Here is a 26648-nt window from a genome sequence, read left to right on the forward strand (position 1 = left end):
CGGCGCGGTCGGGTGGTGGTGGGAGGGGGTCCCTTCAGCCCCGCGCCTTCGCCAGCCGCTGCCGCCGCGCCTCGTACAGGACGATCGACGCCGCGTTCGAGGCGTTGAGGGAGCTGGCCGAGCCCGTCATCGGGATGCTGACGACGTGGTCGCAGCGCTCGCGCCAGGCGTTGCTCAGGCCCGCCGTCTCGTTGCCGATGAGGAGCAGGACGGGCTGAGTGAGGTCGAACTCCGAGGCGTCGCACTCGCCGTCCTCGTCGGTGCCGACGACGACCACCGGGTGACCCCGGTCGCGCTCGGCGTCCAGCCAGTCGCCGACCTCGCGGTGGGAGGGGGTGCGGACGACGGGGAGGGCGAAGAAGGAGCCGGTCGTCGCGCGGACGGCCTTCGGGTCGTACGGGTCGGCCGCGTGCCCCGTCACGATGAGCCCGCGGGCGCCGAAGGCGTCGGCGGAGCGGACGATGCTGCCGATGTTGCCGGGCTGCGTCGGGCGGTCGAAGACGAGGCCGAGGAAGTCCTCGTCGACCCGGAGGCGGGTCAGGTCGTCCGGCTCCATCGCGACCACGGCCAGGACCTCGGGGGCGCCCTCGGCCTTCTCGCTCAGCTCCGCGAGCAGGTCGGGGGCCATGGCGATGCGTTCCGTGGTGATCCCGCGCACCAGTTCCTCCGCCCAGCGGGAGAGCGGGCGGCTCGCGTCGTACAGGAGGGAGCGGATGGTCCAGCCGTGCTCGACGGCCATGGTGATCGGCCGGACGCCCTGGACGATGAACTCGCCGGCGCGTCCGCGCTTGGTCCGGTTGGTGAGCAGCGTCTGGAACTGCTGAAAGCGGGCGTTGCGGGTCGTGATCCGCTGCACAGCCACCGGGGGTCCTCCATGGGGTGATCGGCCGCTCCGGCGGCGGCGCGGGGCCGTCCCGGAAACCAGAAATTCCCACGGTTCGCGATGAACCGTGGGAACTGGATGAGTGTCCGAGGGGGGACTTGAACCCCCACGCCCGATAAAGGGCACTAGCACCTCAAGCTAGCGCGTCTGCCATTCCGCCACCCGGACCAGGTGATCCGCCCCGGTTTCCCGCGGCGACAAAGAAAACAATACCAGGGGTTTGGGGTGCCTTTCACCTGGATAGCGGGTGGCCCACCGAGGAACATTGCGCTGGTCAGTGCGGTGCGGGCGGCTCCGGGGAGTGTTTCGGCCCGGGGCCGCGCGCCGCCCGTACGGACCGTCGCCGCGCGCGTACGGAACGTGCCGCCGGAGGGTCGGCGGCTCGTTCCGCCGGTGGCCGCGCGGGGCGGGATACTTTCGCCTGCATGAGTGATCGAGGATCCCGTCCTCCCCGCGCGCTGTCGCCGCTGCGCGAGCACCTGCGCGAGACCTTCTGGTTCGCCCCGGCCCTGACGCTGGTCTGCGCGTGCGTGCTGTGGTTCGCCGCGGCGGCGCTGGACGAGCGGATCGTCTCGTACCTGCGCGAGGAGCAGGCGTACGACGAGATCCAGGACCTGGTGAAGGTCGCCGAGGACACCAAGCAGATCGTCGTCACGGTCAGCTCGGCGATGATGACCTTCATCGGTGTGGTGTTCAGCATCTCGCTGGTCGCGGTGCAGATGGCGAGCGGCCAGCTCACGCCCCGGGTGGTGCGGATCTTCGTACGGAGCCGGATCAGCAAGCTGACGCTGTCGGTGTTTCTCGCGACGTTCGTGTTCTCGCTGCTGGTCCTCAGCTCGTACGAGAGCGAGACCGACCCGCGCCGGGTCACCTCGCTGCCGTTCGTGCAGAGCGTGCTGACCGCCCTGCTCGTCGGGCTGAGCCTGCTCCTCTTCATCGCGTACGTGAGCTCCACGCTGCGCCTGATGCAGATCGGGCCCGTCCTCGACCACATCACCCGGGACACCTTCCGGGTGCTGGGCCGGATGCCCGCCGGCCGCCCGGACGGGCAGCCGCTGCCCGAGGAGACCGGGCAGATCCTGCACGAGGGACGGGCCGGGGTGCTCCGCGATGTCAACGTGGCCCGGCTGGTCCGGGCCGCCCGGCGCCAGGGCGTGGTGCTGCGGCTGATCCCCCGGCTCGGGGACTTCGTGGTGCCGGGGACGCCGGTGCTCGCCGTGCACGGCGGGGCGGCGCCGGCCCGGCACACCCTGCGGTACACGGTGTCGGTGGGCGTCGAGCGCACCCTGCACCAGGATCTGGCGTTCGGGCTGCGCCAACTGTCGGACATCGCGCTGCGGGCGCTGTCCCCCGCGGTGAACGACCCGACGACGGCCGTGCAGTGCCTGGACCGGATCGTGCAGTTCCTGGCGGCGGTGGTGCGGCTGCCGCTGGGCACCGTGCACCACCGCGACCGCAAGGGCGCGGTGCGGCTGGTGCAGGAGGTGCCGGGCTGGGAGGACCTGGTGGACCTGGGCTTCGAGGAGGTGCGCCGGTGTGCGGCGGGCGCCCCTCAGGTGACGCGGCGGCTGCTCGCCGGCATCGACGACCTGGTGCCGCTGGCCGGGCCGGACCGGCGGGGGCCGCTCGTCCGGCACCGCACGCTCCTCGTCCAGGCGGTGGAGCACGCGGTGCCGGACACCGATGAGCGTGAGTTCTCGCTGCTGCCCGACCGGCAGGGCATCGGCTGAGCGGTCCCCGAGGCCCTGCCGTTCCTCAGTCCTTGCCGCCGAACGCCGCGTCGAAGGACGCGCTCGGCGGGTCGAAGTCGTACCGCTTCAGGGTCGCCAGCGCCTCCGGGGCGCCCGCCAGCCGGTCCATGCCCGCGTCCTCCCACTCCACCGACACGGGGCCCTCGTAGCCGATGGACCGCAGCATCCGGAAGACGTCCTCCCAGGGCACGTCACCGTGACCGGCCGAGACGAAGTCCCAGCCCCGGCGGGGGTCGCCCCAGGGCAGATGGGAGCCGAGGCGGCCGTTGCGGCCGTCGAGGCGTTTGCGGGCCTCCTTGCAGTCCACGTGGTAGATCCGGTCCCGGAAGTCGTACAGGAAGCCGACCGGGTCCAGGTCCTGCCAGACGAAGTGGCTCGGGTCGAAGTTCAGGCCGAAGGCAGGCCGGTGGTCCACCGCTTCCAGGGCGCGGTGCGTGGTCCAGTAGTCGTACGCGATCTCGCTGGGGTGCACCTCGTGGGCGAAGCGCACGCCCTCCGCGTCGAAGACGTCCAGGACCGGGTTCCAGCGCTCCGCGAAGTCCTCGTAGCCGCGCTCGATCATGTGCGGCGGGACCGGCGGGAACATCGCGACCAGGTGCCAGATCGACGAGCCGGTGAAGCCGATGACGGTGTCCACGCCGAAGGCGGCCGCCGCCCGCGCGGTGTCCGCCATCTCGGCGGCGGCCCGGCGGCGCACCCCCTCCGGCTCGCCGTCGCCCCAGATGCGGGCGGGCAGGATGCCCTGGTGGCGTTCGTCGATGGGGTGGTCGCAGACGGCCTGGCCCACCAGGTGGTTGGAGACCGCCCAGCACTTCAGGCCGTACGTGTCGAGCAGGGCCCGGCGGCCGTCCAGGTACGCCGGGTCGGCGAGGGCCTTGTCCACCTCGAAGTGGTCGCCCCAGCAGGCGAGTTCGAGGCCGTCGTAGCCGAAGTCGCGGGCACGCCGGCAGACCTCCTCCAGCGGGAGGTCGGCCCACTGGCCGGTGAAGAGGGTGAAGGAACGGGGCATGGGGACGGGACCTCCTAGAGGGTTACGGGGGTGAGGGCGGAGTTCTTCGCGGCGCTCTCCTCCACCGCGGCCAGCACCCGCTGCACCTGGAGGCCGTCCGCGAAGGACGGCACGGACGGGGCGCCTCCTGCGGCGATGGCGCACACCACGTCCCGGGCCTGGTGGACGAAGGTGTGCTCGTAGCCGAGGGTGTGGCCCGGCGGCCACCACGCCTCCAGGTACGGGTGCTCGGGCTCGGTGACGAGGACGCGGCGGAAACCGGCCGTGGCGGCGGGTTCGGTGTGGTCGTGGAAGGACAGTTCGTTGAGGCGTTCCAGGTCGAAGGCGAGCGAGCCGCGCTCGCCGTTGATCTCCAGGCGCAGGGCGTTCTTGCGGCCGGCCGCCATCCGGGTCACCTCGAAGGACGCCAGGGCGCCGGAGGGGAACCGGCCGGTGAAGACGGCGGCGTCGTCCACGGTGACCGGGCCGGTGTCCCCGGCCGCCGCCCCGCCGCCGAGCCCTCCGGACGGCCCGGCGGACCGGGGGCGTTCGCGTACGAAGGTCTCGGTCAGCGCCGACACCGCGGCCAGCGGCTCCCCCGCGAGGTGCTGCGCGAGGTCCACCACGTGGGCCCCGAGGTCGCCGAGCGCGCCGGAGCCCGCGCGGTCCTTGTCGAGGCGCCAGGTGAGCGGGGAGGCGGGGTCGGTCAGCCAGTCCTGGAGGTAGACGGCGCGCACGTGGCGCAGGGTGCCGAGGCGGCCGTCGGCGATGATCCGGCGGGCGTGGGCGAGGGCGGGCACCCGGCGGTAGTTGAAGCCCACGAAGGCCGACCGGCCCCGGGCGGCGGCGCGCTCGGCCGCCGCCGTCATGGCCTCCGCCTCGGCCACGGTGTTGGCGAGCGGCTTCTCGCAGAGGACGTGCTTGCCGGCCTCCAGGGCGGCGACGGCGATCTCCGCGTGACTGTCGCCGGGGGTGCAGATGTCGACCAGGTGCACGTCGTCGCGGGCGATCAGGGCGCGCCAGTCGGTCTCGGCGGCGGCCCAGCCGTGCCGGTCGGCCGCGGCCTCGACGGCGGTGCGGTCGCGTCCGCAGACCGCGGCGAGCACCGGCCGCATCGGCAGGTCGAAGACGTGTCCGGCGGTGCGCCAGCCCTGTGAGTGGGCGGCTCCCATGAACGCGTATCCGACCATGCCGATCCCGAGCGTCGGCGGCGCTGCCGTCTCCTGCTGCGTCTGATCCCTCTGGGCCATCCGGGGCCTCCTCCTCGTCGGTGGTGCGGCACGTACGGGTGCGGGGCGGTCAGTTGAAGCCCGTCGGCAGGTACTGGTCGACGTTGTCCTTGGTGACGACGGCGGAGTACAGGGTGAGGCTGGTGGGGATCTCCAGTTCGGAGAGGCCGGAGACGCCCTTGGACTGGCCGAGGGCCCGGGCCAGGTCGATGGCGGATGCGGCCATGGTCGGCGGGTAGAGGACGGTGGCCTTCAGGACGCTGTCACCGGCCTTGATGGCGTCCATGGCGGACTTGGCGCCCGCGCCGCCGACCATCAGGAACTCGTCGCGGCCGGCCTGCTTGATCGCGAGGAGGGCGCCCACGCCCTGGTCGTCGTCGTGATTCCAGAGGGCGTCGAACTTCTTCTGCGCCTGGAGGAGCTGCGCCATCTTCGCCTGGCCCGACTCCACGGTGAAATCGGCTGCCTGACGGGCCACCAGTTCGATGTTGGGGTAGTTCTTCAGCGCGTCGGAGAAGCCCTTGCTGCGCTGCTTGGTGAGTTCCAGGTTGTCGATCCCGGCGAGCTCGACCACCTTGGCGTTCTTCTTGTCCTTGAGCTGTTCGCCGATGTAGGTGCCGGCGTTGAGGCCCATGCCGTAGTTGTCGCCGCCCACCCAGCAGCGGTACGCCTGCGGCGATGCGAAGATCCGGTCCAGGTTGATGACGGGGATGCCCGCCCGCATGGCCTCCAGGCCGACCTGGGTGAGGGCTTTGCCGTCGGCGGGCAGGACGACCAGGACGTCGACCTTCTTGTTGATGAGGGTCTTGACCTGGCCGATCTGGGCGGCGGTGTCGTTGGAGCCCTCGGTGGTCTCCAGGGTGACTTCGGAGTACTTCTTCGCCCGGGACCTGGCGTTCTCGTTGATGGCGTTGAGCCAGCCGTGGTCGGCCTGGGGTCCGGCGAAGCCGATGGTGACGGGCTTGCCCGGCTTGTCGTCGGCGGCGGGCGCCCCGCTCTGCGCGGGCGCGTCCTTCTCCTTGGGGTCGTTGCTGGTGCAGGCGGTGAGGAGGGCGCCGGCGGAGACGGCTGCGGTGCCGAACAGGAGCCCTCTGCGACTGGTTTGCGGCATGGCTGTGGAACCCTTCATCCGGTGGGTGGGTGCGGGAGGTGGCCGGGGCGGGTCAGGTCTCGGTACGGGTGGTGCGGCTCTGGGCGAGGACGGCGGCGACGATGATCGCGCCCTTGGCGATCTGCTGGACGTCGCTCTGGAGGTTGTTGAGCGCGAAGATGTTGGTGATCGTGGTGAAGATCAGGACGCCGAGGACGGAGCCGGTGATCGTGCCGCGTCCGCCGCTGAGGAGGGTGCCGCCGATGATCGCGGCGGCGATGGCGTCGAGTTCGTAGAGGTTGCCGGCGGTGTTCTGACCGGAGCCGGACAGGATGATCAGCATGAAGGCCGCGACGCCGCAGCACAGCCCGGACAGCAGGTAGAGGTAGAGCCGCTGCCGGCGGACGTCGATGCCGGCGAGCCGGGCCGCTTCCGCGTTGCCGCCGATGGCGACGGTGCGGCGGCCGAAGGTCGTACGGTTCAGCAGCAGCCAGCCGGCGACGGTGACCGCGGCGAAGATCAGGACGAGCGGCGGGATGCCCAGGAGGTAGGAGTCCGGGAGCCCCAGGTCCAGGACCGCGTCGACGGTGACGATCTGGGTCTTACCGTCGGTGATCATGAGGGCGACCCCGCGCGCCGAGGCGAGCATCGCCAGCGTCGCGATGAACGGCACCACCCTCCCGTACGCGATGAGCACCCCGTTGACCAGACCGGCGCCGAGGCCGACGAGCACGGCGGTGAACAGGATGCCCGCGAGCCCGTACTCCTGGGTGGCGACGGTGCTCGCCCAGACGGAGGCCAGGGCGACCATGGCGCCGACCGAGAGGTCGATGCCGCCCGAGGTGATGACGAAGGTCACGCCGACGGTGACGACACCGATCACCGACGCCTGGGTCAGGATGAGTTGGAGGTTCTTGGTGTCCAGGAAGGCGTCGGGCTCGGTGAATCCGCCGACGGCCACCAGCACGGCGAGGATGCCGAGCAGGGACAGGGTGTGCAGGTCCAGGCGCAGCCCGAGGGCGCGCGGGGCTCCGCTCTTCTTCAGGGTCACGGGGGCGGGGCCCTGGTCCGGCCCGCTCTGCCGCGCCGTGGGTACGGGGTGGGTCATGACGTCGGGCTCCCTTCCATCACGAGGTCGAGTACGCGGTGCTCGTCCAGGTCCGTGGCGTCGGCGGTGTGCACCACACGGCCTTCGCGCAGGACGAGCACGCGGTCGGCGAGGCCCAGGACTTCGGGCACTTCGCTGGAGACGAGCAGGACGGCCAGCCCTTCACCGGCCAGCCGGCGGATCACGGCGTAGAGCTCGGCGCGGGCGCCGACGTCGACGCCGCGGGTCGGTTCGTCCAGCAGCAGCACCCGGCAGCCGCGCAGCAGCCAGCGGGCCAGGACCGCTTTCTGCTGGTTGCCGCCGGAGAGGGTGCGGACGGGGATGTCCGGGTTGTCGGGGTGCAGCGAGAGGGTCCGGGTGGCCTCCCCCGCCGCCCTGCGCTCTGCGATGCGGTTCAGCCAGCCGGCCCTGGAGTAGCGGGACATGGTGGACAGCGAGACGTTCCGGGTGACGGATTCGAGCATCAGCAGGGCCTGGGCCTTGCGCTCCTCGGGGGCGAGGCCGATGCCGGCGGCGACGGCGGAGCGCACGCTCCCGGGCCGCAGCGCCTTCCCGTCCACGGTGACCCGTCCGGCGGTGGCCCGGCGGGCGCCGTAGACCGTCTCCAGGATCTCCGAGCGCCCGGACCCGACGAGCCCGGCGAGGCCGACGATCTCCCCGGGCCGGACCTCCAGGTCGACCGGGGCGAACTCCCCTTCTCTGCAGAGCCCTTCGACGGTGAGTACGGGGGTGGCGTCGGCACGCCCGGCCGGTGGCGGGGTGCGGGGCGGGAAGACGTACTCCACCTTGCGGCCCGTCATCAGGGCCACGATGTCGTGCGTCGGGGTGGTCTCGGCGGGCAGCCCGGAGGCGACGGCCCGGCCGTCCTTGAGCACCGTCACCCGGTCGCCGATGCGGCGGATCTCCTCCAGGCGGTGCGAGATGTAGACGACGGCGACGCCGTCGGCGGTGAGCGAGGCGATGACCCGGAAGAGGTTGCCGACCTCGTCGGGGTCCAGCGCGGCGGACGGCTCGTCCATCACGATGAGCCGTACGTCGTGCGAGAGCGCCCGGGCCATGGACACGATCTGCTGCTGGGCCGCGGAGAGTTCGCCGACCGGGCGGGCCGCGTCGATCTCCGGGTGGCCGAGGCGGGCCAGCAGGGCGGCGGCCTCGGCGCGGGCGCGGCGGGAGCGGACGACGAAGCCGGCGCTGGTGAACTCGTGGCCCAGGAAGACGTTCTCGGCGACCGACAGGCCCCGGACCAGGTCGAGTTCCTGGTAGATCGTGGCGATGCCGAGGCGCATCGCCGCCATCGGCGACTTGAGTTCGGCGGGGGCGCCGCACCAGGTGATCGCGCCTTCGTCGGGCTGGTGGGCGCCGGCCAGGACCTTGATGAGGGTGGACTTGCCGGCCCCGTTCTGGCCGAGGAGGCAGTGCACTTCGCCGGCCTGGACCTCCAGGTCGACGCCGTCGAGGGCGCGGACACCGGGGAAGTACTTGGTGATGCCGGACATGGTGAGCAGCGGTGGTTGCGGAGCCATGACGAATCCCCTCGCTGGACGAGGTGCGGGTGTGTGGGGCCGGCCGCCCGGGCGGGCCGGGCGGGTCAGGCGGGTGAGAAGAGGTGGTCGCTGATGAGCCTGGCCGCGCCGGTGACTCCGGCGGCGGGTCCCAGCTCGCCCAGGACGATCGGCAGGTTGCCGGTGGCCAGCGGCAGGGAGCGCCGGTAGACCTGGGTCCGGACGGCGGCCAGCAGGGTGTGGCCGAGTCCGGTCACCCCGCCGCCGATCACCACCAGGGCGGGGTTGAAGAAGCTGACGAGGCCCGCGATGACCTGGCCGACGCGGTTGCCGCCCTCGCGGATCAGGAGGAGGGAGGCGGCGTCCCCGGCGGCCGCGGCGGCGGCCACGTCCGCGGCGGTGAGGCGGCCGGACGCGTCGAGCCGGGCCGCGAGTTCCCCGGACCGTCCGGCGCGGGCCGCGTCCTCGGCGTCGCGGGCCAGGGCGGCGCCGCTGAAGTGGGCTTCCAGGCAGCCCCGGTTGCCGCAGGCGCAGAGCCGGCCGCCGGGTTCGACCTGGATGTGCCCGATGTCGCCGGCGCTGCCCGTCGCGCCCCGGTGGACGGTGCCGCCGACGACGATGCCGCAGCCGATGCCCGTACCGATCTTGACGCAGAGGAAGTCGCCCACGGAACGGGCGACGCCTGCCTGCTGCTCCCCCAGGGCCATCAGGTTCACGTCGTTGTCGACCATGACCGGGCAGCTCAGCTCCTGGCTGAGTGCCTCGCGGACCGGGAAGCCGTCCCAGCCGGGCATGATCGGGGGCGCGACGGGGACGCCCTCGGGGAAGCGGACCGGTCCGGGGACGCCGATCCCGGCGCCGTCGAAGCTGTCGGCGAGCCCGGAGTCCCGGAGCTTCGCCGCCATGGACAGCACCTGCTCGAAGACCGCGACGGGCCCTTCGCGTACGTCCATGGGGTGGTTGAGGTGGCCCAGGACCTCCAGCTCCGCGTTGGTGACCGCCACGTCGACGGAGGTGGCGCCGATGTCGACGCCGAGGAAGCGCAGGTGCGGGGCGAGCCGGATGTTGTGCGAGCGGCGTCCGCCCCGGGAGGCGGCGAGCCCGTCGGCGACGACGAGTCCGGTCTCCAGCAGCCGGTCGACCTCGACGGCCAGCTTGGACCGGGAGAGGTCGACCTGATCGCCCAGCTTCGCCCGGGAGTTGGGCCCACCGTCGCGCAACAGCCGGAGCAGTCGCGCCTGGTGGGCGTTCGCGGGTCGTGCCGTCATACGTCTCACGCGCCCCTCCCGCCTCGTCGGCCTGTCCGTCGGGCTTGGGAGGGGAACGTAGCAGCGGTTGCCGGGGCTGGGAAGAAGTCGCGCGGAAATCCGGCGGACTTTCTCCACTCCGAGGACAAAGCCCGGGCGGCCCGCGGCTCACGGGCAGCTGATCACCTGTCCCGCGTAGCTGAGGTTGCCGCCGAAGCCGAAGAGGAGGACCGGGGCGCCGCTGGGGATCTCGCCCCGTTCGACCAGCTTGGACAGGGCCATGGGGATGGAGGCGGCGGAGGTGTTGCCGGAGTCGATCACGTCGCGCGCGACGACGGCGTTGACCGCGCCGATCTTCCGGGCGACGGGCTCGATGATCCGCAGGTTGGCCTGGTGCAGGACGACCGCGGCCAGGTCCTCGGGGGTCAGGCCCGCCTTCTCGCACACCTTGCGGGCGATGGGAGGCAGCTGGGTGGTGGCCCAGCGGTAGACGGACTGGCCCTCCTGCGCGAAGCGCGGCGGCGTCCCCTCGATGCGGACCGCGTCCCCCATGCCGGGGACCGACCCCCACAGCACCGGCCCGATGCCGGGGCGCCCGCCCTCCGCCGGGTCGGCGACGACGACGGCCGCGCCGGCGCCGTCCCCCATCAGCACACAGCTGGAACGATCCGTCCAGTCGACGATGTCGCCCATCTTGTCGGCGCCGATGACCAGGGCCCGGGTGGCGGCCCCGGCCCGCAGCGCGTGGTCGGCGGTGGCGAGGGCGTGGGTGAAGCCGGAGCAGACCACGTTGATGTCCATGACCGCGGGCGCCTCCATGCCCAGGCGGGCGGCGACCCGGGCCGACATGCTCGGCGAACGGTCGATGGCGGTGGAGGTGGCGACCAGCACCAGATCGATGTCGGACGCCTGGAGACCGGCCGAGGCGAGGGCCTTGGCGGCCGCGTGCGCGGCCAGCTCGTCCACCGGCTCGTCGGGGCCGCCGATGTGGCGGGTCCTGATGCCGACGCGGCTGGTGATCCACTCGTCACTGGTGTCGACCATGGCCGCCAGGTCCTGGTTGGTGAGCACCTTGGCGGGCTGGTAGTGGCCGAGCGCCACGACACGTGAGCCGGTCATAAACAAAGGTCCCCTCGCTCCATCTGTCAGGAACCAACCAGTCTTGGTCGCTACCGCCCGGTACGGGGGCAGGTGATCCCACAGGAATACCGGCTCCGGCTTGGAGGGCTCGACACCAGCCGCCGGTGGCCCGGGACCGGTCCCTCCGGTTGCGGCGCCGCGCAGGCGGTGCAGGACAATGGCAGCGTCGGGGCACACCGCCGGTGCGCCCCCCAGCCTTCACGCACAGAAAATCGGGTCCAACGGTCATGGGACGGGTCACCGAGCGCCGCCGCACCATCCGCATCCGGGACGGGGCCGTCTCCACCCGCCCCGACACCCTCGTCGCCGAGGAGCCTCTGGAGATCCGGCTGAACGGGAAGCCGCTCGCCATCACCATGCGCACCCCTGGCGACGACTTCGCGCTGGCGGCGGGCTTCCTGGTCAGCGAGGGCGTGATCGGCGACCGGGCCGATGTGCGGTCGATCGTGTACTGCGCGGGCGCGACCGCGGAGGGGGTCAACACGTACAACGTGGTGGACGTCGGGCTCGCGACGGGCGTCGAGGTCCCCGACATCACCCTGGAGCGCAACGTCTACACCACGTCGTCCTGCGGGCTGTGCGGCAAGGCCAGCCTGGACGCCGTCCGCACCACGACCCGGCACCCCGTCGCCGATGCTCCCCCGCTGCTGCTGGAGCCCGCGCTGCTGGCCGGGCTCCCGGACCGGCTGCGGGCGGCCCAGCGGGTCTTCGACCGGACCGGGGGCCTGCACGCGGCGGCGCTCTTCTCGGAGGCCGGGGAGCTGATGGACGTACGGGAGGACGTCGGGCGGCACAACGCGGTCGACAAGCTGGTCGGCCGGGCGCTGACGGACGGGCGGCTGCCGCTGTCCCGGTCGATCCTGCTGGTGTCGGGGCGGGCCTCCTTCGAGCTGGCGCAGAAGGCGGTGATGGCCGGCATACCCGTGCTGGCGGCCGTCTCGGCGCCCTCGTCCCTCGCCGTCGACCTGGCGGCCGAGACGGGCCTGACCCTGGTCGGCTTCCTGCGGGGGCCCTCGATGAACGTGTACGCGGGAGAGCACCGCATCGCGCTGGACGCGGGCTAGGGGCCTGTCCGGCGAATCATGGCCGGGGCCGCGACGCCTTGCACGGCACCTCGCCGCGTTGCCGAAACACCCGGATAGCTCCGCTATCAGGCCGTTTCGGCGCCTTGCGATGCACCGCACCAGACGCCGCGCCCTGTCCGACCCTGATCCGCCGGACAGGCCCTAACCCACCCGCACCGCCGCCTCCGGCGACACGGCGTCCTGGCCGTCGCGGGCGCGCCGCCTGGCGATCACCGCGCAGACCATCAGCTGCATCTGGTGGAAGAGCATCAGCGGCAGCACCGCCAGGCTCGCCTGCGCGCCGAAGAGGACGCTGGCCATGGGCAGCCCGGAGGCCAGACTCTTCTTGGACCCGGCGAACTGGATCGCGACGCGGTCGGCCCGGCCGAAGCCGAGGCGCTTCGCGCCGTACCAGCTCAGAGTGAGCATCAGCGCGAGCAGGACCGCCTCGGCGGCGAGGAGCGCGCCGAGCCGGGCCGGGGTGACCTGGTGCCAGATGCCGGCGACCATGCCCTCGCTGAACGCGGTGTAGACGACGAGCAGGATCGAGCCCCGGTCGACCAGACCGAGGGCCTTGCGGTGCCGGGCGACGAAGCCCCCGATACGGCGGCGCAGCAGCTGGCCCGCCGCGAACGGCAGCAGCAGCTGGATGCCGATCTTCAACAGGGCGTCACCGGAGAACCCGCCCCCGCTGCCGCCGAGCAGCGCGGCGGCGAGGAGCGGAGTGAGGAAGATCCCGGCGATCGAGGAGAAGGAGCCCGCGCAGATCGCGGCGGGCACGTTGCCCCGGGCGATCGAGGTGAAGGCGATCGAGGACTGGATGGTCGAGGGGACGAGACACAGGAAGAGGAAGCCGCTCTGCAGCTGCGGCGACAGGACGTACGGCACGAGGCCCGCGCTCGCCAGGCCCAGGAGCGGGAAGACGACGAAGGTGCAGGCCAGCACCGTGAGGTGGAGCCGCCAGTGGCGCAGGCCGTCCAGCGCCTCGGCCGCGGACAGGCGCGCCCCGTACAGGAAGAACAGGAGCGCGACCGCGCCCGTGGAGGCGCCGCCGGCCACCTCGGCGGCCGGGCCCGAGGCCGGCAGCAGTGCCGCGAGGACGACGGTGCCGATCAGCGCCGCTATGTACGGGTCGACCGGCAGCCGGGACGGCGGCTGCGGGATGCGGCGGCTCAGGTGTTTCACGTGTTCTTCCGTTCGGGTCGTGTCGTGCCCGGGCCCATCCTGCGCGCGGGGGGCCGCGAACGGGAAATGCGCGCGTCGCACTGTTACCGCCGTCACGTCGGCGTGAGCAGGCATGACGGGGTTCGGGGCCGGGGAGAATGCACGGAACGCGACGGCCCGCCGGGGGGCGTTCCCACCGGACCGGCCATACCGGTACACAGCCCCCCACACCCGCAGTGATCGTGGCGTACAGATTCGGTGGAGATTCCCGTGCGAGCCGCTTACCCCGCGGTCCCAAGCGCGCCCGAGCCTTGCCCATCTGGCCGGATTTCGGCCCCTGACCAGTGCAGATACCACGCGGTACCGACCGTCCCGGGCACTCCCGCGCCGACGCCCCTTGGGGTAGCGTCGCGGCGCTGTGCGGAGCACCACAAGGAGCAGGTCATTGCGCGAGTTCACTGTCCCACCCATGGCGGCCGCGCCCCTCGTGGGCGGCCTCGCCGATGTGGTGTTCGACCATGCCGACGAAGACCCTCACCGGGTCGCGCTCGGCCGGAAGGACGCGGACGGGAACTGGCAGGATGTGACATCGGCCGTGTTCCGCGACGAGGTGCTGGCGCTGGCCAAGGGGCTGATCGCACACGGGGTGCGGTTCGGTGACCGGGTCGCCCTGATGTCGCGTACGCGCTACGAGTGGACCCTGTTCGACTTCGCGCTGTGGGCGGTGGGCGCCCAGTCGGTGCCGGTCTATCCGACGTCCTCCGCCGAGCAGGTGCTGTGGATGCTGCACGACGCCGAGGTGTCGGCGGTGATGGTGGAGCACGAGGACCACGCGATGACGGTGGCCTCGGTCATCGACCGGCTGCCGCAGCTGAAGCGGCTGTGGCAGCTGGACGCCGGTGCGGTGGCGGAGCTGGTGGAGGCGGGTGCGCACGTCGAGGACGAGGTGGTGCACCGGCACCGGCGGGCGGTGACCCCGGAGTCGGTGGCGACCGTCATCTACACCTCGGGCACCACGGGCCGCCCCAAGGGCTGCGTCCTCACGCACGCCAACTTCATGTTCGAGGCGGACACCATGGCCTCGCGCTGGGAGCCGGTCTTCCACTCCAGACCGGGCGACGAGGCGGTGACGCTGCTCTTCCTGCCGCTGGCGCACGTCTTCGGGCGGATGGTGGAGGTCACCGCGATCCGGGGCCGGGTCAAGCTGGGACACCAGCCGGAGCTGTCCGCGAAGGCCCTGATGCCGGACCTGGTCTCGTTCCGGCCGACGTTCATCCTGGCGGTGCCGTACATCTTCGAGAAGGTCTTCAACGCGGCGCGGCGCAAGGCGGAGGCGGAGGGCAGGGCGGGGCCGTTCGACAAGGCCGTCGACATCGCGGTGAAGTACGCGGAGGCGATGGAGGCCCGGGCCTTCGGCACCGGCCCCGGTCCCTCGGCCGGGCTGCGGATGCAGCACCAGTTCTTCGACAAGGTCGTGTACAAGAAGGTCCGCGAGGCGATGGGCGGCCGCATCCGGCACGCCATGTCGGGCGGCTCGGGCATGGAGCGCCGGCTCGGGCTGTTCTTCGCGGGCGCCGGGGTGACGGTGTACGAGGGGTACGGGCTGACCGAGACGACGGCGGCGGCCACCGCCAATCCGCCGGAGCGCACCCGGTACGGCACGGTCGGGCAGCCGATCCCCGGCAGCACGGTGCACATCGCGGAGGACGGCGAGGTGTGGGTGCACGGGGCCCATGTCTTCGGCGGGTACCTCGGCGACCCGAAGGCGACCGACGCGGTGCTCAACGACGGCTGGCTGGCCACCGGGGACCTGGGGGCGCTGGACGAGGACGGCTATCTGACGATCACCGGGCGGAAGAAGGAGATCCTGGTGACGTCCGGCGGCAAGAGCGTGTCGCCGGCCGCCCTGGAGGAGCGGGTGCGGGCGCATCCGCTGGTGGCGCAGTGCATCGTCGTCGGCAACGACCGGCCCTATGTGGCGGCGCTGGTCACCGTCGACCAGGAGGCCGTGGAGCACTGGCTGACGATGCAGGGCCGCATGTCGCTGTCGCCGGGCGAGCTGGTGCGCGACCCGGATCTGGAGATGGAGGTGCGCCGGGCGGTGGTGGCGGCGAACACCGCGGTCTCGCAGGCGGAGTCCATCCGTACGTTCCGCATCCTGGCGCACCAGTTCAGCGAGCAGCACGGGCTGCTCACGCCGTCGCTGAAGCTGAAGCGCAAGGCGATCGAGGCGGCGTACGAGGCCGAGGTGGACGCGCTGTACCGCTGAGCGCGGAACGGATCGCCGCGCCGGGAATGCGCGGGCCTCCTTGATCGTTGACCCTGGGAGTCCCACCCCTCAACGTTAGGATCCTCAGCTCGTGAGCCAGGTCCCCTCCCTCACCCTCAACAACGGCGTCGAGATGCCCCAGCTCGGGTTCGGAGTTTGGCAGGTGCCGGACGACGAGGCGACGAAGGCGGTCACCACCGCCATCGAGTCCGGGTACCGCAGCATCGACACCGCCGCGATCTACCAGAACGAGACGGGCACGGGCAAGGCCATCGCCGCCTCCGGTGTCGCCCGCGACGAGCTGTTCGTGACCACCAAGCTGTGGAACACCGAGCAGGGGTACGACTCGACGCTCCGCGCCTTCGACGCCTCGCTGGAGAAGCTGGGCCTCGACTACGTCGACCTGTACCTGATCCACTGGCCGGTGCCGGCCAAGGACGCGTACGTCGACACCTACCGGGCGTTCGAGAAGATCTACGCCGACGGCCGCGCGAAGGCCATCGGCGTGTCGAACTTCCTCCCGGAGCACCTGGAGCGGCTGCTCGGTGAGACCTCCGTGGTGCCGGTGCTCAACCAGATCGAGCTGCACCCGCAGCTCCAGCAGGCCGAGTCGCGGGCCCTGCACGCCAAGCACGGCATCCTCACCGAGGCGTGGTCGCCGCTCGGCTCCGGCAAGGGCCTCCTGGAGGTCCCGACGGTCGTCGCGGTCGCCCGCAAGCACAACCGCACGCCCGCCCAGGTGGTGCTCCGCTGGCACCTCCAGACGGGCAATGTGGTGATCCCGAAGTCCGTGACGCCGTCGCGGATCGCGGAGAACATCGACGTGTTCGACTTCGAGCTGGACGCGGACGACCTGGCCGCGTTCGCGGCGCTGGACGAGGGCAAGCGCCTCGGCCCGAACCCGGGCGAGTTCAACGCCGGCGCCTGACCGCCACGGGCCTACGGAACCGCCGCCCCGCTCCTTCCCGGGCGAGGCGGCGGTTTCGTGTGGGACGGGGGCGGTTCAGGCGTCGCGCCGGCCCAGGTGGAGGGTGCGGGCCAGGAGCAGGAAGACGTCCGGGCGGCGGTGCAGGGAGGCCGGGTCCTCGGGGTCGAGGAGCCGGTCGAGCACGGCGTTGTCGTCGGCGTCGAGGTGGTCGCCCAGCCCGTCGCGGCGGCGGGTGAAGTCCGCGACGACCTGTTCCCGGGCCGCGTCGCCGAGGGGCGCGGGCAGGTCGAGCAGGAAGCTGCGGGTGCCCTGCGGGGTGAGCCCGGCGGCCTCGAACAGGGCCGCCCAGTTCTCGACCTCGCGCCGGGCATCGGGCAGCTCCGCGCGCATCTCCTGGAAGAGCTCCGCCTCTGCGGCCTCCATCCGGGCCTCGATGCCGGGCCTGCCGAAGCCCAGGTCGCGCGGGAGCTGCCGGGCCTGGAGCCCGCCCTCGACCAGGGCGACGGTGCCGCCGGGACGCAGCAGCCCGCCGAATCCGGCGAGCACGGCGCGCTGGTCGCCCATGTGGTGCAGGGTGTTGCCCGCCCAGATCAGGTCGGCCTCGCCCAGGGTGGAGAGCTCGTCGGGGAGGGTGGCGTGCAGGGTGGTGACGCGGTCGTCCAGCCCGAGCCGCCGCGCCCGGTCGCGGGTGCGGTCGAGGAGGGCGGGGGTGCCGTCGACGGCGACGACCTCGGCGTCCGGGAAGACCTCGGCGAGCAGGCAGGCGACCACCCCGGGTCCGGCGCCGACGTCGAGGACCCGGCGGGCCTCCGGGGCGGTGGGCAGGGCGGCGATCCAGCGGGCCGCCTCGGTGTACTGCGCGCTGCTGAGCTCGGCGTTGCGCTCCAGGAGCGGGGCCATGACGTCCCAGTCGGGTTCGGACCCGCCGTGGTGCCCGTGCGCGGAGGGCTCGTGGTGCAGGCTCTGGTGGCCGTCGTGGTGGTGGCCGTGGCCGGAGTGGTTGCTCATGGCACCAGGGTCACCACGCGCCACCGCTGAGGCAAACATGCTTGCCGTTCCGGCAAGCCGCCGGGGGCGGTGGGCCGGCTACCTGCGCCGGAAGGCCAGCAGCCGGTATTCCGGGTCGGTCCGCTTGCGGTCCTGGTCCGGCAGGGCGGCCAGGCTCCGGGCGAGCTGTTCGGCGGCGTCCCCCGGCAGGACCAGGCGGGAGATGTAGTAGCCCCGCCGGACCCCGCGTGCCGCGCTCACCGGTGACCGGCCCTGCCCGTGTCCGGTGAAGAACGCATCGCCCGCCACGTCGAGGCCGCCCTCCGCCGCATGGGCGACGACCAGGTCCGTACCGTCGGCCGGGGTCGGCGCCGGCCAGGGGGCGAACACCTCGTCGATGTCGCTGCCCACGTCGTGCGCGGCGTCCTTGTCGACGGTGGTGACGAACACCCCGCCCGGCCGCAGCACCCGCGCGGCCTCCGCCACCACCGCCCGGACCGCGCCCTCTTCGCGCAGCAGATGCAGCAGCCAGACGGCCGTGACCGCGTCCACCGCCGCGTCGGGCAGGGGCAGCCGGCGGGCGTCCGCGAGCACGACGGCGCCGACGCGCTGCCGGGCGACGGCGGCCATGCCGGGCGCGGCGTCGGAGCCGGTCACCCGCAGCCCGGGGCGCCCGGCGGCGATCCTTCTGGTGACCAGTCCCGTACCGCAGCCGATGTCCAGCAGGGAGCGCGCCGTGTCCGGGACCAGGCCGAGCACGGCGGCGGCCGCCGCCTCGGCGCGCGGCAGCCCGCCACGTGTGTCGTCGTAGACCGTGGCCTCTTGGTTGTAATCCAGCATCGGGAGGGGACTCTAGTGCCGCCTCCGGGCGCAAACCAGAGGTCTGAACCAACGACGTATTGCCGTGCGGCCACGGGGGCCATAACGTGCGGTGATGGAGCTGGAGTTGCGCCATCTGCGAACCGTACGTGCCATCGCCGACACGGGCAGCCTGACCAAGGCCGCCACCGCCCTGGGCCTCGCACAGCCCGCCCTCAGCGCACAGCTGCGGCGGATCGAGAAGGCGCTCGGCGGCCCGCTGTTCGACCGCGACCACACGGGCGCGCGGGCGACGCCGCTGGGCGAACTGGTGCTGGAGCGTGCCCGGATCGTGCTGCCCGCCGTCAGTGAACTGCAGGAGGAGGCCGTCCGGTTCGCCAACGCGATGGGGTCCATGGAGCGGTTCCGGCTGGGCGGCACGCACGGCCCGCTCCTCGGGGGCCTCGTGGACCGGCTGGCGGCCGCACACCCGGCGGCTGCGGTGTCCACGTACACCTCCTGGTCGGTGGCCGAGATCGCCTCGCAACTGGTGGACGGGCGGCTCGACTTCGCGCTGATCGGGACTTGCGGCGAGAGCGCCCCGCCGGAGCCGGACCGGCTGGAGTGGCAGGTCATCGGGGTCGATCCGGTCTTCGTGATGCTGCCCGAGACCCACCCGCTGGCCGCCCGGGGCGAATTGGAGCTGTCCGAGCTGGCGGACGAGTGCTGGGCGGATGTGCCGGGCGACGGCTGCTTCGCCGACTGCTTCGTGGCGGCGTGCGCGCGGGCGGGGTTCCGCCCGGTGTCGGTGTACGAGACGGACACCTCGTCCGTCGTCCATCTCGTCCAGGTGGGGCGCGCGGTGGGGCTGTGCCGGGCGACGTTCCCGCCGACGCCGGGGATCGTGACACGTCCGGTCGCCGGGGCGCCGCTCAGCTGGCGCCACCTGCTGGGCCGGCACCCCCGCTCGGCCGCCGCGGCGGCGGCGGCCGCGGCGGTGAGCGGGCACACGCGGGCGGCGTACGCCCAGGCGGTGGAGCGCAGCGAGAGCTACACGCGCTGGCTCGCCACGCACCCCGGGTTCGGCGCCGCGGCGTGAGCGGCTACTCCGCCCTGTGGCCGGGCGCCACCGCCGCGACCCTGGCGGCGAGGCCGAGGTCCTTCTCGGTGACCTTGCCGCCCGCGTCGTGCGAGTTCACGGAGAGGGCGACGGTGTTGTAGCCCAGCGTCAGGTCGCTGTGGTGGTTCAGCTCGTCCTGGATCGCGGCGACGTGCATCGCGAGGGCTGCGGCGGCGAAGTGCGAGGGCAGCCGGTAGGTACGGGTGATCCGGTCCCCCTCCAGCGCCCAGCCGGGCAGCTCGCGCAGCCGGTCCTCGATCTCGTTCAGCGGCAGCGGTGCGGCGGGCATGGGGCGGCTCCCTCACTGGTGGTCGATGCCGGTCGGCGGTGCCGGTGACGTTACGGTCTCTGTATGACAACTGTCGCGCTCGACACGGGGGTAGGGCCGCTGCTGCGCAGTTGGCGGGAGCGGCGCCGGATCAGTCAGCTGGAGCTCGCGCTGCGGGCCGGCTCCTCGGCCCGGCACATCTCGTTCATCGAAACGGGGCGTTCGCGCCCCAGCGAGGAGATGGTGCTGCGGCTCGCCGAACACCTGGACGTGCCGGTCCGGGAGCGCAACGCCCTGCTGGTGGTGGCGGGTTACGCCCCGCACTACGCGGAGACCGCGCTCGACGACCCGGCGATGGGGGCGCTGCGGGACGGCCTGGACCGGCTGCTGCGGGGCTACGAGCCGTATCCGGCGTTCGTCGTGGACGGGACGTACACCGTGGTGGCGGCCAATCAGGGGATGACCCGGCTGCTCGACGGCGTGCCGGAACACCTGCTGGCGCCGCCGCTGAACGCGATGCGGCTCACCCTGCACCCGGAGGGCCTGGCCCCGCGCATCCGGAACCTGCGCGCGTGGCGGGCGGACCTGCTGGCCCAGATGGAGCGCCAGATCGCGCTGGTCCGTTCGCCGGAGCTGCGCGCGCTGTACGAGGAGGTCGCGGGGTACCCGCTGCCGGCGGGCCCGGACGGGCACGAGGACTGGCAGCCGCCTTCATCGTCGGTGCCGTTCGCCCTGCCGCTGGTCATCGAGCACGACGGGCATGTGCTGTCCTTCGTCGCCTCGATCGCCACGTTCAACACGCCGATGGACGTGACGGTGGCGGAGCTGGCCATCGAGACGCTGTTGCCGGCCGACGCGGACACCGCCGCGTATCTGCGCTCGCCGGTGCTCTGAGGGCGGACCGGGCCCGTGTCCGCCGGTTTCGGTGACACGGGCCCGTCCGCGTTACACCCGCGCCCCGTTGTCGTGCGGGTCGCGGCGTCCGGTGCCCTGCCGGGCGCGCGGGGCCCGGGTGCGGGCGGGCGGCGGCGCCTTGCTGGTGCGTTCCAGCAGCAGGGCGGCCGGTACGGCGGTCATCACCGACGAGTACATACCGACGACGACGCCGATCAGCAGGGCGAGCGCGAAGTCCTCCAGCGAGTCACCGCCGAGTAGGGCGAGGGCGGTGAGGATGAACAGGGCGCCCATCCCGGTGTTCACCGTCCGGGGCACGGTCTGCAGGACTGCCCGGTTCGCCACGTCCGCGAGGAGTTTGCGGCGGGCCTTCGCCCACAGCTCCCGGACCCGGTCGAAGACCACGACGGAGTCGTTGACGGAGTACCCGATGACGGTGAGGAGCGCCGCCAGGAAGATGCCGTCGACGGTGCGCCCCAGCCAGGCGAACGTCCCGACCAGGATGATCACGTCGTGCACGAGCGCCCCGACCGAGGCGACGGCGAACGTCCAGCGGAACCGGACCGCCAGGTAGGCCAGCTGCACGAGCACGGCGATGGCCAGGGCGATCAGGGCGTTGCGCCGCAGTTCGTCGCCGAGACTGGGGCCGATCAGCTCGTCGCGGACCTTGGTGGCCTCGCCGCCCTCGGCGGCCAGCGCTGCCCGCACCGCGTGTTCGCCGTCGTTGTCGAGCTCCCCGGCGCGCACGGAGATGTCGCCCGCGCCGGCCGTGGTGACCTCCGCGTCCCCGAACCCGGCGCCCGCGAGGGCGGTGCGCGCGGTCTCGACGTCCACCGGGCGGCTGGTGGAGTACTCGACGAGCCGGCCGCCGGTGAACTCGACGCCGAGGTTCACCCCGCGTACCACGATGCCCGCGACGGCCACCGCGATCAGGACGGCGGAGACCGTCAGCCAGCGGCGCGGGAAGCGCATGGGCTGCGGGTCGCGCCGGGTCAGCCAGGTCCGCACCCGGCCCGGGATCGCGATGCCGTTGACCCCCCGGTAGTCCGCGACGAACCGCGAGCGGGCGGCGATCTCGGTGAGGGCGCGGGCGATGACGAGCGCGGAGAACATGGATGCCAGAACGCCGATGGCGAGCGTGACGCCGAACCCCTTGACCGGTCCGGAGCCGAGGAAGAACAGCAGCCCGGCCGCGATGAGCGTCGTCACGTTGGAGTCGGCGACGGCGCTCCAGGCACCCTTGAACCCGGCGGCGAGCGAAGCCCGCAGGCTCTTCCCGGGCCGCCCCGCGTACTCCTCCCTGGCCCGCTCGAAGACCAGTACGTTGGCGTCGACGGCCATGCCGATCGCCAGCACGAAACCGGCGAGCCCTGGCAGGGTCAGCGTCACACCGAGGGCGACGAGGGCCGCGTACGAGATCACCCCGTAGGCCGCGAGCGCCACGGCGGCGAGGGCGCCGAAGAGGCGGTAGACGACGATGACGAACAGGGCGGTGGCCGCCGCGCCGATCAGGGCGGCCCGCGCGCCGGCGTCGATCGCGGCGGCGCCGAGCGTCGGGCCGACCGTCCGCTGCTCCACGATCTCGACGGGCACGGGCAGCGCGCCGCCCTCGATCAGCAGGGCGAGTTCGCGGGCCTCGTCCGCGCTGAACGAGCCGGTGATCTGCGTGGAGCCGGAGGGCAGGCCCGTGCCGCAGGAAACCGTCGGCGAGACCTGCGGCGAGGAGATCACCCGCTTGTCGAGCACGATGGCGACCCGGCGCCGCTCGTCCTGCACCGGGTGGCAGGCCGCCTCCCCGGTCAGCCGGGTCCAGTCCCGGCCGGCGCCCTTGTGGAAGTCGAGCGACACGGTCCAGCCGGCGCCCTGCTGGGCGTCGAACGACGCGGACGCCTCCTTGACCCCGGCGCCGGAGAGCGCGGCGGGGCCGAGGGCGAGTTCGCGGCCCTGTTCGTCGGGCAGGGTCAGCCCCTTGCCGTCCTTGCCGGTTCCGCCGGGGCCCTGGACGGCGTGGAAGGTGAGCCGGGCGGTCTTGCCGATGACATCGGCGGCCTTGCGCGGGTCCTGGACGTCCGGGAGCTCCACGATGATCCGGTCCTCACCGGACCGGGTGAGGACCGGCTCCGTCACCCCGAGCGAGTCGATGCGCCGGCGCAGCACCTCCAGGGTGCGGTCGGTGCTCTCGCGGTCGGCCTTCGCGGTTTCGGAGTCCTCGGCCTGGAGCACCATGCGGGTGCCGCCCTGGAGGTCGAGGCCGAGTCTGGGGGACATGGTCAGCGTGATGAACACGGAGACGAGCAGCACGGCCGCAGCCAGAACCGCCCGCACCGTGGTGGCGCGCGTCATTGCGGGTTTCCTCCGAGGGGGCGCCGGGCAGGCCCCCACCCCGGTCAGGACGGCGGGAACGGCACGGCGTTGATGGGTCGCGGGACCGCACAGCGGTCCCCGGGCGGGACAGAACACCCAGGAGGCCCGCGCACGCCGGGCAGCGCCACGCGCGGGCGCTGCACGGCGGAGGCGGGGGTGGCAGGGGCGGACCAGGGGACGGACCGCGGAAGCGGGGCCCGCGCGGGGCACGGGACGAGCCCGCCGGGGCCCGGCGGGGGCAGTTGGTGGGCGGTACGGGGATGCTCGGCGGCGGCCCACGGGGTGGTGTCCTGGCCCCGGTCGGCGGTGGCGGGCGGCGGAACGGCCGAGGCGGCCGGGGCGGTCCAGGGAGCGGTGGCCGGGGCGGTCCGGGGTGCCCCGGCCACCGCGGCCGTCCCGGAGGAGCGCTCGGCGGTCGCCTCCCGTACGGGGAGGACGGGGGCGGTTGTCGCGGGAAGGGCCGCCGTCGCGTGTACGGGGAGGCCGGCCCCGGCCGCCGCGGGCGCGCCGCCGACGAGGGCGAGCACCGCGAGGAGCAGGGCGACGAGACAGTGCCGCGCGGCGGACGGGCGCCCCGGGAGCGGGAGCGGGATCACCGGGGGCGGACGGGCAGGGCGGGCGCCGCGGCGTGGCGGAGGAGGGAGCTGAGGACCAGTCCGGCTCCGCGGACGACCGTGGTCGCCGGGTCGTCCGTGCGCCGGACCGGGACGCCGAGGCGGACCGCTATCCGGTTGGTGACGTCCGGCCGCAGCGCACCGCCTCCGGCGAGCAGCGGGCCCCTGCGCAGGGCGCCGAGCAGCGCGCCGTGCGGGTCCTGCCGCCACATGGCCATGACCATGTCCAGGACGGCACGGACGGCGGCGGTGGGCGGTTCGCCCGGGTCCAGGTCGCTGAGCCCGGTCTCGGCGAGCCGTGCGTCGCGCACCAGGCCGTCCACGAGCAGGGTCGCCTCGGTCAGCTCGGCGCCGATGTCGAGGACGAGGAGCGGGCCGCCGTCCCCCGGACCGGCGCACGCCGCTGCGGCTCGGGCGCTGTCCAGGACGATGACGTCCGAGGGGCCGAGCGCGCGGAGCAGGTCGCGGGCGGCGGCCCGGTGCCCGGGGCCGGCGAGCACGGGGTGGCTGAGGACGATGACCGCGTCCTCACGGTGCTCCCCCAGGGTCCGGTCGCAGATGCGGGCCAGCATCCGGCCGCACGCGTCCGGGTCCACGATGCGGCCCCGCCGGACGGGACGGCCGGGGCCGTAGTCACCGGCGCCGTGGACGGTGTCCGTGAGGACGCCCTGGCCGGGGACCCAGGCCCGGGTGCGGGAGCTGCCGAGATCGAGGGCGAGCCCCCGGGTGGCACCCCGGTAGTTCCGGTGGCCGGAGCGGTCGTGCCGCCGTCCGTCGCGCAGAGAACGCATCGCCCCTCACCCCCGGCGCGCAGCCGCGGCCGTACACACACCCAGTGACCCGCTGATCGCGAGGCATGGCCGAGCCCTCACTATGCAATAGGGAGGCAAAGAAAGCCACTCCCAGGCAAAATCGAAGGGACGCCGCCAGGCCCGCCCACCACGCGCGTCACGCCTACGCGTCGACCGGCAGGAACTCGGCGATCAGCTCCGCGAACTCCTCCGGCGTCGCGATCCGCACTCCGAGGCCCTCGGCCTTGGTCCGTTTGGAGCCCGCCTTCTCACCGGCCACCAGCAACGTCGTGCGCTGGGAGACGCTGGAGGAGGACTTGCCGCCGGCCCGCTCGACCAGCTCGTTCATCTGGTTGCGCGACAGCTTCTCCAACGCGCCCGTCATGGCCCCGGTGACCACCACGGTCATTCCGGCCAGCGGAGCGCCCTCGGCTCCGACTGCCGTCTCCTCGTCGGCCTCCTCGCCCGGCGGGGGCGGCGGCGTCGCGCCCGGTTCGGTCATGTTCAGCCCGGCGGCGACCAGCTTGTCGATGAGCGGGGCGAGCCCGGCCAGCTCCGCGACGACGCCGGCCGCCTTCTCCTTGCCGATGCCGTCGACGCGCTGCAACTCCTCCTCGTCGGCGGCCCGGATCCGGTCCATCTCCGCGAAGTACCGGGCGATCCGGCGGGACATGGAGCGCCCGGTGCCGCGCACGCCGAGGGCGCAGAAGACCCGGGAGAGCGGCTGCGAGCGCGCCGCGTCGATCGCGGCCAGCAGATTGTCGGTGCTGGTCTCCCCCATCCGGTCGAGCGTGAGCAGCTGTTCGCGTTCCAGCATGAACAGGTCGGCGAAGTCGGTGACGAGTCCGGCGTCGACCAGCTGGACGACCCGGGTCGTGCCGAGCCCTTCGATGTCGAGCTGGTCGCGCCCGGCGGCGTACGAGACGGAGGCGACGATCCGGCAGTCGCGGCCCCGCACACAGCGCCAGCGCTGCTCGCTGCTGTCGATCGCCGAACCGCACTGGGGACACGCCTCGGGGAAGACGACGGGCTGTTCGTCCCCGGTGCGCAGCTGGGCGACGGGCGCCTCGATGCGCGGGATGATGTCGCCCGCCTTGTAGACCATCACGTGGTCGCCGATGCGCAGGTCCCGGCGGGTGATGTCGGCCGGGTTGTGCAACGTGGCGTAGCTGACGGTCGAGCCGTCGATCTCGACGGGTTCCAGCACGGCGCGCGGGGCGATGATGCCGGTGCGGCCCACGTTCCACTCGACGCCGAGGAGGCGGGTGACCTTCTCGACGGCGGGCAGCTTGTAGGCGATGGCCCAGCGCGGGGCCCGGGAGCCGGAACCGGCTTCGCGCTGGTCGGCGGCCAGGTCCGCCTTGACGACGATGCCGTCGATGCCGAACGGCAACGCGGCGCGCAGAGCGGCGACTTCCTCGATCCGGGCCTGGACCTCCTCCACGGTGGCGGCGGTGCGCGGCGCGACCTCCGTGTCCGCGGCGGTGTGCACGCCGAGCTCCGCGACCCGGGCGAGCACCTGACTGTGCGGCAGCTCGGTCAGCTCGGCGGCCAGGGCGCCGGAGTCGGGCAGCGGCAGGGCGCCGTAGGCAAAGAACGTCATCTCCACCGTGTACGCACGGTCCTTGGCGCGCAGGGTGCCCGCGGCGCCGTTGCGCGCGTTGGCGAAGGGGGCGCCGCCGTGCTCGGTGCGGAGCGTGTTCGCCTGCTCGAACTGCTCGGTGGTCATCAGGATCTCGCCGCGTATCTCGATCGTGACCGGCTCCACGAGCCGCGCGGGGAGCCCGACGACGGTCCCTATCGCGTGGGAGACGTCCTCACCGGCGGTCCCGTCGCCCCGGGTGATCAGCCGTTCCAGACGGCCCTCGTGGTACCGGGCGGCGACCGCGAGCCCGTCGAGCTTCGGCTCGACGCTCCACGCGGTGACGGGCCGTCCGATCCGGCGCTCCAGGGACGCGGTCCAGGTGGCGAACTGCTCGACCGAGAAGACGTTGTCGAGGGAGAGCATCGGCACGGTGTGCGGCACGTCCCCGACGGCCGCGCCGCCCGCCACCTTGCCGGTCGGCGAGGCGGGCAGCACCTCCTGCGGATGCTCCCGCTCGTACGCGGCGATGCCGCGCGCCAGGCGGTCGTAGGCGTCGTCGTCGAGCGTGCTCTCGCCCGTGGCGTAGTACGCGGCGGCGGCCTGGGCGGCCTCCTCGACGGCGGCGGCGTAGGAGGCATGGTCGGCGAGCACGACTGCTGAGTTCGTCATGCCCTCCATCCTGCCGCCCACCACTGACAACGCCCCTGCCGAAGAGGTCGGGAGAGGCCAGGAGAGCGCTCTCCCAGGCCCGGCGCCAGGGGTTTTGGTCAACGAATGTCCGAGAGAGCGCTCTCCTCGCCTTCACAACCCGAACCGCCCCCGCAACACCCGGAATCGAAGGTTCGTCAGCTGCATTGACATGCC

At 73.0% G+C, this 26648-nt stretch carries 21 protein-coding genes and 1 tRNA gene; 6 read left to right on the plus strand and 16 right to left on the minus strand.

Annotated elements, in window-relative coordinates; all coding sequences use genetic code 11:
* Positions 1 to 34 precede the first annotated feature (34 nt).
* On the minus strand, positions 35 to 856 hold the full coding sequence (locus tag ACLQ2N_RS04470; protein WP_425810200.1) for an RNA methyltransferase: 822 nt from the start codon (positions 854 to 856) through the stop codon (positions 35 to 37).
* A 110-nt stretch (positions 857 to 966) separates the two neighbouring features.
* A tRNA-Leu gene (locus ACLQ2N_RS04475) sits at positions 967 to 1051 on the minus strand.
* 257 nt (positions 1052 to 1308) lie between these two features.
* Between ACLQ2N_RS04475 and ACLQ2N_RS04480 the strand changes: the two genes are divergently transcribed.
* Positions 1309 to 2613, plus strand: coding sequence for a DUF2254 domain-containing protein (locus ACLQ2N_RS04480; protein WP_425809230.1), 1305 nt, complete (start codon positions 1309 to 1311; stop codon positions 2611 to 2613).
* A 25-nt stretch (positions 2614 to 2638) separates the two neighbouring features.
* On the opposite strand, the gene ACLQ2N_RS04485 is transcribed toward ACLQ2N_RS04480, so the two are convergent.
* The 7 genes from ACLQ2N_RS04485 to ACLQ2N_RS04515 all read right to left on the minus strand — a co-directional run bounded on the left by ACLQ2N_RS04485 (position 2639) and on the right by ACLQ2N_RS04515 (position 10917).
* Positions 2639 to 3643 (minus strand): sugar phosphate isomerase/epimerase family protein, encoded by a 1005-nt coding sequence (locus tag ACLQ2N_RS04485; protein WP_425809232.1) that lies wholly within the window; start codon positions 3641 to 3643, stop codon positions 2639 to 2641.
* Between the two features lie 14 nt (positions 3644 to 3657).
* Positions 3658 to 4872 (minus strand): Gfo/Idh/MocA family protein, encoded by a 1215-nt coding sequence (locus tag ACLQ2N_RS04490; protein WP_425809234.1) that lies wholly within the window; start codon positions 4870 to 4872, stop codon positions 3658 to 3660.
* A gap of 49 nt (positions 4873 to 4921) precedes the next feature.
* Positions 4922 to 5962 (minus strand): substrate-binding domain-containing protein, encoded by a 1041-nt coding sequence (locus ACLQ2N_RS04495; RefSeq protein ID WP_425809236.1) that lies wholly within the window; start codon positions 5960 to 5962, stop codon positions 4922 to 4924.
* A 52-nt stretch (positions 5963 to 6014) separates the two neighbouring features.
* Positions 6015 to 7049 carry an ABC transporter permease gene (locus ACLQ2N_RS04500; RefSeq protein ID WP_425809238.1) on the minus strand — a complete coding sequence of 345 codons (1035 nt, stop codon included), beginning with the start codon at positions 7047 to 7049 and terminating at the stop codon, positions 6015 to 6017.
* Positions 7046 to 8572, minus strand: coding sequence for a sugar ABC transporter ATP-binding protein (locus ACLQ2N_RS04505; protein ID WP_425809240.1), 1527 nt, complete (start codon positions 8570 to 8572; stop codon positions 7046 to 7048). Before ACLQ2N_RS04505 ends, ACLQ2N_RS04500 begins: the two co-directional genes overlap by 4 nt.
* Before the next feature lie 65 nt (positions 8573 to 8637).
* A complete protein-coding gene (locus ACLQ2N_RS04510; RefSeq protein WP_425809242.1) occupies positions 8638 to 9819 on the minus strand; it encodes an ROK family protein in 1182 nt (393 codons plus the stop codon).
* 147 nt (positions 9820 to 9966) lie between these two features.
* Entirely contained in the window at positions 9967 to 10917 is a 951-nt protein-coding gene (locus ACLQ2N_RS04515) for a beta-ketoacyl-ACP synthase III (protein WP_425809244.1), read from the minus strand.
* A gap of 248 nt (positions 10918 to 11165) precedes the next feature.
* Here ACLQ2N_RS04515 and fdhD point away from each other — a divergent pair, with 248 nt between their 5' ends.
* Positions 11166 to 12002 carry a formate dehydrogenase accessory sulfurtransferase FdhD gene (gene fdhD / locus ACLQ2N_RS04520; protein ID WP_425809246.1) on the plus strand — a complete coding sequence of 279 codons (837 nt, stop codon included), beginning with the start codon at positions 11166 to 11168 and terminating at the stop codon, positions 12000 to 12002.
* A gap of 162 nt (positions 12003 to 12164) precedes the next feature.
* Here the strand turns inward: fdhD and ACLQ2N_RS04525 are convergent, their stop codons facing one another.
* Positions 12165 to 13178: a bile acid:sodium symporter family protein gene (locus tag ACLQ2N_RS04525; RefSeq protein ID WP_425810201.1), complete on the minus strand. Its 1014-nt coding sequence runs from the start codon at positions 13176 to 13178 to the stop codon at positions 12165 to 12167.
* Between the two features lie 457 nt (positions 13179 to 13635).
* Here ACLQ2N_RS04525 and ACLQ2N_RS04530 point away from each other — a divergent pair, with 457 nt between their 5' ends.
* Both ACLQ2N_RS04530 and ACLQ2N_RS04535 read left to right on the plus strand, forming a co-directional pair.
* Positions 13636 to 15435: an AMP-dependent synthetase/ligase gene (locus ACLQ2N_RS04530; RefSeq protein ID WP_425809248.1), complete on the plus strand. Its 1800-nt coding sequence runs from the start codon at positions 13636 to 13638 to the stop codon at positions 15433 to 15435.
* A gap of 91 nt (positions 15436 to 15526) precedes the next feature.
* Positions 15527 to 16363, plus strand: a complete 837-nt coding sequence (locus ACLQ2N_RS04535; protein ID WP_425809250.1) for an aldo/keto reductase — start codon at positions 15527 to 15529, stop codon at positions 16361 to 16363.
* 75 nt (positions 16364 to 16438) lie between these two features.
* Here the strand turns inward: ACLQ2N_RS04535 and ACLQ2N_RS04540 are convergent, their stop codons facing one another.
* Positions 16439 to 17371, minus strand: coding sequence for a class I SAM-dependent methyltransferase (locus tag ACLQ2N_RS04540; RefSeq protein WP_425809252.1), 933 nt, complete (start codon positions 17369 to 17371; stop codon positions 16439 to 16441).
* Positions 17372 to 17449: 78 nt separating this feature from the next.
* Positions 17450 to 18190, minus strand: a complete 741-nt coding sequence (locus ACLQ2N_RS04545) for a class I SAM-dependent methyltransferase (protein WP_425809254.1) — start codon at positions 18188 to 18190, stop codon at positions 17450 to 17452.
* A 94-nt stretch (positions 18191 to 18284) separates the two neighbouring features.
* On the opposite strand from ACLQ2N_RS04545, the gene ACLQ2N_RS04550 reads away from it, so the two are divergent.
* Positions 18285 to 19247, plus strand: a complete 963-nt coding sequence (locus ACLQ2N_RS04550; protein WP_425809256.1) for a LysR substrate-binding domain-containing protein — start codon at positions 18285 to 18287, stop codon at positions 19245 to 19247.
* Positions 19248 to 19251: 4 nt separating this feature from the next.
* On the opposite strand, the gene ACLQ2N_RS04555 is transcribed toward ACLQ2N_RS04550, so the two are convergent.
* The gene (locus tag ACLQ2N_RS04555) at positions 19252 to 19557 is read right to left on the minus strand and encodes a 4a-hydroxytetrahydrobiopterin dehydratase (RefSeq protein WP_425809258.1); all 306 of its coding nucleotides are present in this window, start codon (positions 19555 to 19557) and stop codon (positions 19252 to 19254) included.
* A gap of 63 nt (positions 19558 to 19620) precedes the next feature.
* Between ACLQ2N_RS04555 and ACLQ2N_RS04560 the strand changes: the two genes are divergently transcribed.
* On the plus strand, positions 19621 to 20430 hold the full coding sequence (locus tag ACLQ2N_RS04560; RefSeq protein ID WP_425809260.1) for a helix-turn-helix domain-containing protein: 810 nt from the start codon (positions 19621 to 19623) through the stop codon (positions 20428 to 20430).
* Positions 20431 to 20481: 51 nt separating this feature from the next.
* Here ACLQ2N_RS04560 and secD read toward each other — a convergent pair whose 3' ends face one another.
* The 3 genes from secD to ligA form a co-directional block, all read right to left on the minus strand.
* A complete protein-coding gene (secD, locus tag ACLQ2N_RS04565) occupies positions 20482 to 22773 on the minus strand; it encodes a protein translocase subunit SecD (protein WP_425809262.1) in 2292 nt (763 codons plus the stop codon).
* Between the two features lie 613 nt (positions 22774 to 23386).
* Positions 23387 to 24199 carry a rod shape-determining protein gene (locus ACLQ2N_RS04570; RefSeq protein ID WP_425809264.1) on the minus strand — a complete coding sequence of 271 codons (813 nt, stop codon included), beginning with the start codon at positions 24197 to 24199 and terminating at the stop codon, positions 23387 to 23389.
* A 163-nt stretch (positions 24200 to 24362) separates the two neighbouring features.
* On the minus strand, positions 24363 to 26462 hold the full coding sequence (gene ligA, locus ACLQ2N_RS04575) for an NAD-dependent DNA ligase LigA (protein WP_425809266.1): 2100 nt from the start codon (positions 26460 to 26462) through the stop codon (positions 24363 to 24365).
* Positions 26463 to 26648 lie beyond the last annotated feature (186 nt).

This window comes from Streptomyces sp. DT224, from assembly GCF_049844595.1.
Classification (GTDB): domain Bacteria; phylum Actinomycetota; class Actinomycetes; order Streptomycetales; family Streptomycetaceae; genus Streptomyces.

Excerpts from the sequence above, each read along its gene's own strand:
- ACLQ2N_RS04560 (WP_425809260.1), top strand. The coding sequence starts at position 19,621 with ATGACAACTGTCGCGCTCGACACGGGGGTAGGGCCGCTGCTGCGCAGT.
- ACLQ2N_RS04530 (WP_425809248.1), top strand. The coding sequence starts at position 13,636 with ATGGCGGCCGCGCCCCTCGTGGGCGGCCTCGCCGATGTGGTGTTCGAC.
- ACLQ2N_RS04570 (WP_425809264.1), bottom strand. The coding sequence starts at position 24,199 with ATGCGTTCTCTGCGCGACGGACGGCGGCACGACCGCTCCGGCCACCGG.
- secD (WP_425809262.1), bottom strand. The coding sequence starts at position 22,773 with ATGACGCGCGCCACCACGGTGCGGGCGGTTCTGGCTGCGGCCGTGCTG.
- ACLQ2N_RS04490 (WP_425809234.1), bottom strand. The coding sequence starts at position 4,872 with ATGGCCCAGAGGGATCAGACGCAGCAGGAGACGGCAGCGCCGCCGACG.
- ACLQ2N_RS04550 (WP_425809256.1), top strand. The coding sequence starts at position 18,285 with ATGGAGCTGGAGTTGCGCCATCTGCGAACCGTACGTGCCATCGCCGAC.
- ACLQ2N_RS04480 (WP_425809230.1), top strand. The coding sequence starts at position 1,309 with ATGAGTGATCGAGGATCCCGTCCTCCCCGCGCGCTGTCGCCGCTGCGC.
- ACLQ2N_RS04545 (WP_425809254.1), bottom strand. The coding sequence starts at position 18,190 with ATGCTGGATTACAACCAAGAGGCCACGGTCTACGACGACACACGTGGC.
- ACLQ2N_RS04500 (WP_425809238.1), bottom strand. The coding sequence starts at position 7,049 with ATGACCCACCCCGTACCCACGGCGCGGCAGAGCGGGCCGGACCAGGGC.
- ligA (WP_425809266.1), bottom strand. The coding sequence starts at position 26,462 with ATGGAGGGCATGACGAACTCAGCAGTCGTGCTCGCCGACCATGCCTCC.
- ACLQ2N_RS04555 (WP_425809258.1), bottom strand. The coding sequence starts at position 19,557 with ATGCCCGCCGCACCGCTGCCGCTGAACGAGATCGAGGACCGGCTGCGC.
- ACLQ2N_RS04515 (WP_425809244.1), bottom strand. The coding sequence starts at position 10,917 with ATGACCGGCTCACGTGTCGTGGCGCTCGGCCACTACCAGCCCGCCAAG.
- ACLQ2N_RS04510 (WP_425809242.1), bottom strand. The coding sequence starts at position 9,819 with ATGACGGCACGACCCGCGAACGCCCACCAGGCGCGACTGCTCCGGCTG.
- ACLQ2N_RS04505 (WP_425809240.1), bottom strand. The coding sequence starts at position 8,572 with ATGGCTCCGCAACCACCGCTGCTCACCATGTCCGGCATCACCAAGTAC.
- fdhD (WP_425809246.1), top strand. The coding sequence starts at position 11,166 with ATGGGACGGGTCACCGAGCGCCGCCGCACCATCCGCATCCGGGACGGG.
- ACLQ2N_RS04495 (WP_425809236.1), bottom strand. The coding sequence starts at position 5,962 with ATGCCGCAAACCAGTCGCAGAGGGCTCCTGTTCGGCACCGCAGCCGTC.
- ACLQ2N_RS04485 (WP_425809232.1), bottom strand. The coding sequence starts at position 3,643 with ATGCCCCGTTCCTTCACCCTCTTCACCGGCCAGTGGGCCGACCTCCCG.
- ACLQ2N_RS04540 (WP_425809252.1), bottom strand. The coding sequence starts at position 17,371 with ATGAGCAACCACTCCGGCCACGGCCACCACCACGACGGCCACCAGAGC.